6 protein-coding genes are annotated in these 5,551 nt (G+C 55.3%); 4 read left to right on the top strand and 2 right to left on the bottom strand.

The features are described 5' to 3' along the window. Positions 1–1,629 (top strand): TonB-dependent receptor (locus ACXRVY_RS15670; RefSeq protein ID WP_458237710.1); only part of this gene is annotated, 1,629 nt, incomplete at its 5' end. A gap of 70 nt (positions 1,630–1,699) precedes the next feature. Next, positions 1,700–2,077 (top strand): fe2+ zn2+ uptake regulation protein, encoded by a 378-nt coding sequence (locus ACXRVY_RS15665; protein WP_411740695.1) that lies wholly within the window; start codon positions 1,700–1,702, stop codon positions 2,075–2,077. 285 nt (positions 2,078–2,362) lie between these two features. Here ACXRVY_RS15665 and ACXRVY_RS15660 read toward each other — a convergent pair whose 3' ends face one another. Next, positions 2,363–2,914, bottom strand: a complete 552-nt coding sequence (locus ACXRVY_RS15660) for a helix-turn-helix domain-containing protein (protein WP_457265905.1) — start codon at positions 2,912–2,914, stop codon at positions 2,363–2,365. A 213-nt stretch (positions 2,915–3,127) separates the two neighbouring features. Here ACXRVY_RS15660 and ACXRVY_RS15655 point away from each other — a divergent pair, with 213 nt between their 5' ends. Beyond that, on the top strand, positions 3,128–3,847 hold the full coding sequence (locus ACXRVY_RS15655; RefSeq protein ID WP_115948026.1) for a B3/B4 domain-containing protein: 720 nt from the start codon (positions 3,128–3,130) through the stop codon (positions 3,845–3,847). A gap of 6 nt (positions 3,848–3,853) precedes the next feature. Beyond that, positions 3,854–4,747 carry a dihydrodipicolinate synthase family protein gene (locus ACXRVY_RS15650; protein ID WP_115948025.1) on the top strand — a complete coding sequence of 298 codons (894 nt, stop codon included), beginning with the start codon at positions 3,854–3,856 and terminating at the stop codon, positions 4,745–4,747. Positions 4,748–4,814: 67 nt separating this feature from the next. Here ACXRVY_RS15650 and ACXRVY_RS15645 read toward each other — a convergent pair whose 3' ends face one another. Continuing rightward, the gene (locus tag ACXRVY_RS15645) at positions 4,815–5,297 is read right to left on the bottom strand and encodes a DinB family protein (RefSeq protein WP_115948024.1); all 483 of its coding nucleotides are present in this window, start codon (positions 5,295–5,297) and stop codon (positions 4,815–4,817) included. Between the last annotated feature and the right edge of the window lie 254 nt (positions 5,298–5,551).

Below are 5,551 nucleotides of genomic sequence, written 5' to 3'. Positions count from 1 at the left end.
GGCGTCGGTGGCGTGATCAACATCGTTCCCAAGCGCCCGCTGGATGAAGACCTGACCCGTTTCACCGGCACTTACGCCTCGGATTCCCAGGTTGGCGGTCATCTGGATCTCAGTCGTCGCTTCGGTTCGGAAAACCAGTTTGGCGTGCGCTTCAACGGCAACCTGCAGGGCGGCGACACGGCCATTGATGATCAGCACCGCGACCTGGGCATCGGTGCCATCGCCCTAGATTATCGCGGCGAGCGCTTGCGCTTGAACCTTGATTACATCAGTCAGAAAGAGAGCTTCGATGCACCGTCGAGGCCATTCACCGTCGCGCCTGGTATTGATGTCCCGTCCGCGCCCAATGGTCGTACCAACCTGCCGCAAGACTGGGGCTGGTCGGACACCAAAGAGCAGTCGGCCTTGCTGGGGGGCGAATATGACCTGACTGACGCGGTTACCGTGTTTGCCCATGCCGGTGGCGGCAAATCGGACGTCAAGCGGTTGTCTGACCAGGTGCCGAGAATCCTCAATGAGGCAGGCGATACCAGCAACATTCCGGGTTACTACAAATTCAACGTCGATCGTTCGACGGCCGATGTCGGCATCCGCGGCGTGTTCGCTACAGGGCCGATCACTCACACGACCACGCTGATGGCGACCCAGTACCAGGATGAACTGTCCCGAGGGATCAACAACGGCACCGAAATCCGTTCGAACATTTACCACCCGATCGATGTGCCCAAGCAATTCATCAACTCGCCGAAGGTGCTGCGCATTTCCGAATCGGATCTGTCCGGCGTCGCGGCGACCGACACGTTGTCCATGCTCGATGACCGCTTTCAGTTGACCCTCGGTGTACGTCKCCAGTATATCGAATCACGCAACTACAACGCCGCAGGTTCGGTCAGCTCGAAATACAACGACAGTGCCACGACTCCACTGGTCGGCGTGGTGGTCAAGCCTTGGGAAGATGTCTCGCTCTATTACAATTATGTTGAAGGCTTGAGCAAAGGAGACATCGCACCAGGCACGGCGGCCAACGCCGGTGAGAGTTTCGCCCCGTACACATCGAAGCAGCATGAACTCGGCGTCAAATATGAGTTCGGTACGTTCATGACCACGCTGGCGTTGTTCCAGATCGAGAAGCCAAGTGGTGAAATCGGTGCCGGCAACGTGTTCTCGGTGCAGGCTGAACAACGCAACCGCGGCATCGAGTTGAGCATGTTCGGCGAAGTCGCGCCGGGCACGCGCTTGATGGGGGGCGTGACTGTGCTTGACGGCGAGTTGACCGATTCGGCGACAGCAGCCAACCGCGGCAACAAACCGGTGGGTGTGCCGGACGTGCAAGCCAACTTCTGGGCCGAATGGGATACACCATGGCTTGAAGGCTTCACTCTGACCGGTGGTGCCATTTACACCGACAGCCAATTCGTCAATCAGGCCAATACGCAGGAGCTGGACGCCTGGACCCGTTTCGATGCCGGCGCGCGTTATGCCACCAGGATCGAAGGCCGGCCAACGACATTCCGCGCCACCGTGCAGAACGTGTTTGATCGTGAGTACTGGTCGGGCGTTGCTTCGTACGGCGCATTCTCCCCGGGTTATCCGCGGACCTTGCAGCTGTCGGCCACCGTCGACTTCTGACGAAGACGGGAAGGGTTGCTACGGCAGACGTAGCAACCCCATCTGAACATTTCGCAAAGGGAGTATTCGCGTGTTGAACAACTCAGGCTCAGCGGCTGAAAGCGCACCTTCACCGTTTCGGACAGCGACCAATCAGCTGGCGTTCGTATGYGATCGCAGCCTGAATGCACACATCCGTGAATTGCTTCGTTTCTATGGACTGCGCGCGAGTCTGATCCGCTTCAAGGTCCTCAATGCGCTGGTCGCCGCCACTTTGGATGGGCGTGCCGTCGGTGTCCGTGGGGTACATGCCTATCTGGCGTCGCTGTCTGCCGGGATGACATTTGTCAGTGTGCGCGAAGTGCTTAAACGCCTGTGCGACGAGGACGTGATCCTGCTTCAGGCCGACAAGAGCTACCGTATCACCGACGAAGCCTGGGCGATGCTCAAGCAGCATCTGGATGGCTGAAAGGTGTTTTCGATTGGCTGTTTTCGTCGCGGCCCTCGAACCCATGAAAGTGATATACCGTCCTCTTTAAAGACTCTCAGGATCCCCGAAAAACATTTTGACTGGGCTCTAGGGCGGTGGTTACAGGGCCAAAAATTTTGACGTTGCCCCCAATCTTGCCCCCGCTCGTACCCGCTACACGAGTGATTGCGAACGGGGATTCTGACTGAAATTCAGTATGGTACTTGGTGGTTTTGGGTGGAACGCTCATTTAAATTTAGCTGGGCGGCTTGTTCCATTGGTTGGCTACTGATGCATCTCCGTAACGGACATAGTGAAAACCAGCTTGGATCTGCCAGCGTTGGAATAAGAGTGAAGAACATCGGTTTTCGCCACTGCTGAGCTTCCAGCAGGGATGACCAATTCTGTTTCCCCTACCACACACTTCAGCGTCCCTTTCTCCACATGAAACAGTTCAAGCGTGCCCTGAGGGTGTCCCTGTGATGTGAAGGATTCTCCTGGAAACATTTCCCAGCGCCATAGTTCGATCATGTTGGGGCCTGTGGTGCCCGCAAGAAGCCGCGCTGTCCCTCCGAGGTCTCCAGTCCAGAGAGTGGGGATGTCTTGACTGTCGATAATATGGGCAGAAGGCGCTTCGGTCACATTGACGATGTCTGCAACTGACAGGCCTAGCGCAGCAGCGATTTTGCAAAGGATGCCAATGCTGGGATTCGCCGTACATTTCTCTATTTCAACGACCATTCCCTTGCTCACCCCAGAGCGACGGGAAAGCTCGTCCAGAGTAATTTTCTGCGCCTTTCGTGCTTGTTTAAGCGTGCGTGCGACGGCCAGGCTCACGGTCTGAGCGTCAGCGCCAGGGGCGGTCGATATACCGGTATTTATGGTCATTGGTAATGATCATGAGGAAAAAATGTGCAGGGATTCTCGGCTGTTGACGATAGTCTCGTCAATCAACTCGGTGGTTAYAGCAGGTCAGCATGGTCGATATATTGACTTTTTTGGTCGGCAATGACTAGCATAAAGTGACATGTGGATCACTGGAGGTTTTTGATGCTGTCTGTACTGCCGTTAATCGACCAAACCATTGCAGAGCTGGCTCCGGGCTTCAGGGCTCTGAGCATTGTGGTGGAAGCTGCGCCTCTGACCCACCCTGATGTTGCTCAGGCGGCTTTGGACCGTGCTTGCAAGGCGGTATTGTCGGGCGACCCAGTCTGGGGAGAAGCCCATCTGGCAGCATGGGCAGATACCTTTCGAAAGTTTGGGGCTAAGCCGCAACGGACTCCTAGCTCAGCCGAAGCGTTGCGTAAGCGGGTTTTACGTGACGGCAGCTTGCCGAGCCTGGATCCCATCGTCGACCTCTACAATGCCATCAGTATTGAGTATGCGATCCCGGTCGGCGGGGAAAACATAGAAGCCTATGTTGGCTCTCCGCAGCTCGTTGCCGCTGACGGCACCGAGCCTTTTGACACCATGAAAGAAGGTGCTCCTGCTTACGAGTATCCAGACGCTGGTGAGGTGGTATGGCGCGACGATACAGGCGTGACATGCCGTCGCTGGAATTGGCGGCAAGGTGTCAGAACCCGGCTGAGTGCTGAGGCAAAACACATGTGGTTCATTCTGGAAAGTTTGCCGGCAATGCCGCTTGAAGCCCTGACTGAAGCTGGCGACAAGCTGATTGAAGGCCTGCAGAGGATGATGCCAGGCGTCAAGATAGAGAGTTCGCTGATTGGTCCTGGAGCCAATGAGTCGATCGGCGAATGCATGGAGTGATGAACGATGTTTACCGGTCTTAGCGCATTTCCTTTGACGCCCATGAATGAGCAGGGAGTGGACGAAAATGCGTTCACTCGCCTTGTGCAGCAACTGGTGACGGCGAAAGTAGATTCCATYGGTGCTCTCGGGTCTACAGGAAGCTATGCGTATCTTTCTCGGGCTGAGCGCTCTCGAGTTGCGCAGTTGGCGGTAGAGGCGGCGGGGGATGTGCCTGTCATGGTCAGTATTGGATCGCTACGCACCCGCGACGTGTTGTTGCTAGCTGAGGATGCACAGAGGGTGGGGGTCAAAGCCTTGTTGCTGCCACCCGTTTCCTATCAGAAATTGTCTCAGGACGATGTATTTTCGCTGTATGAAACGGTTACGGCCAATATCTCAGTCCCGCTATGTGTCTATGACAATCCTGGCACCACCCATTTCGAATTTACTGACGAACTGCATGGGCGCATTGCCGAGCTACCCAATGTGAGCTCAATCAAAATCCCGGGCGTTCCCGAAGCCCCCTACCTGGCCAAGGCACGCGTGGATGGTCTTCGAAAGCTGATTCCGAACCACGTTACGATCGGAGTAAGTGGTGATGCGTTTGCTGCTGTCGGCATGAATGCTGGCTGCGACGCTTGGTACTCCGTCATGGGAGGGCTGTTCCCCAACACTGCACTTGCAATCACGCGAGCGGCATTGTCAGGTGATGCCTGCGAGGCTACACGCCTTTCTGAGTCATTAAAGCCGTTCTGGACATTGTTCAGGCAATTCGGAGGAAGCTTGCGCGTGGTAGCTACAGCAGCGGAGCTTCGTGGTTTTACCCACTCTCCGAGCTTGCCACTGCCGCTCAGAACGATAACTGGGGAAGGGCGTAAGCGAATTGCCGCGGTGATCGATGAGCTTGAACTGAGCTGAATATCGGCTGGGACATCGAAAGAGAAAGCCTCCCCCATCCTCCTTGATGAGGCAGGAAAACGGGTGCCTAGAGTTTCAAAAACGTTGTGAAATGGTCCTTGTGATCCTGCAGGATTTCCCGTGGCAGGATCGTGCCGATACCCCCTCGATGCTGTAGACCATGGGAAAGTACATGGGCAAGGATTTGCTCCTTGGTCATGTTGCCTGGTTTTCCGTCCTTGAAATTAAATGCCACTGGATCAGACAGCTCCATTGCCGTGACTGATTTCGTGTAGTTAACAAACCATTGATTTGCTCTCGAAAAATCCTCCTTCAACTGACTGATGTCTTGCCGTTGTTCGGTGACGACGTCATCAAACTCGTCGGGTTTTCCTTGCAGTCGGGCGATGAACAGTTGATCAACAATATTGATGTGGCTGAGCCAATAGCAGGCCTTCTCCATTTCTACTGGAAAGGACGTTGCCGCAGGTGCTTTCAGGCACTTGAATAGCGCCTCCTCAGACCATGCCTTGTACTGATAAAGCGAGTGCAGCAAGTCCCTGGTACACATGGTGTTCTCCCGATTTTCTAAGCGTTAGTGTCCCTGGCCCGTTGGAAACGGTAAGCGACAGGGCGCCTTCCTGCAGCGGCGCCGGATGCCGTTGGACAGATTAAATAGTCACTATATTGACTTTTATAGTCAATGGTCTGAAGCTGGTAGCAGGCGGTGAAAGTCGCCGCACTGAATTTCAGCAGAGCATCGCCTTGCGGGTGGCAGCTCGTAGATGGCGAGAGGGTGTCTAAGATCATGAAGTACGTCAGCAC

This window comes from Pseudomonas sp. P5_A2_2, assembly GCF_054177685.1.
This window is presented reverse-complemented; position numbering and strand designations above follow the sequence as displayed.

Bases quoted from the DNA above. Each gene is read 5' to 3' on its own strand.
- ACXRVY_RS15655 (WP_115948026.1), top strand. From the start codon at position 3,128: ATGCTGTCTGTACTGCCGTTAATCGACCAAACCATTGCAGAGCTGGCT.
- ACXRVY_RS15645 (WP_115948024.1), bottom strand. From the start codon at position 5,297: ATGTGTACCAGGGACTTGCTGCACTCGCTTTATCAGTACAAGGCATGG.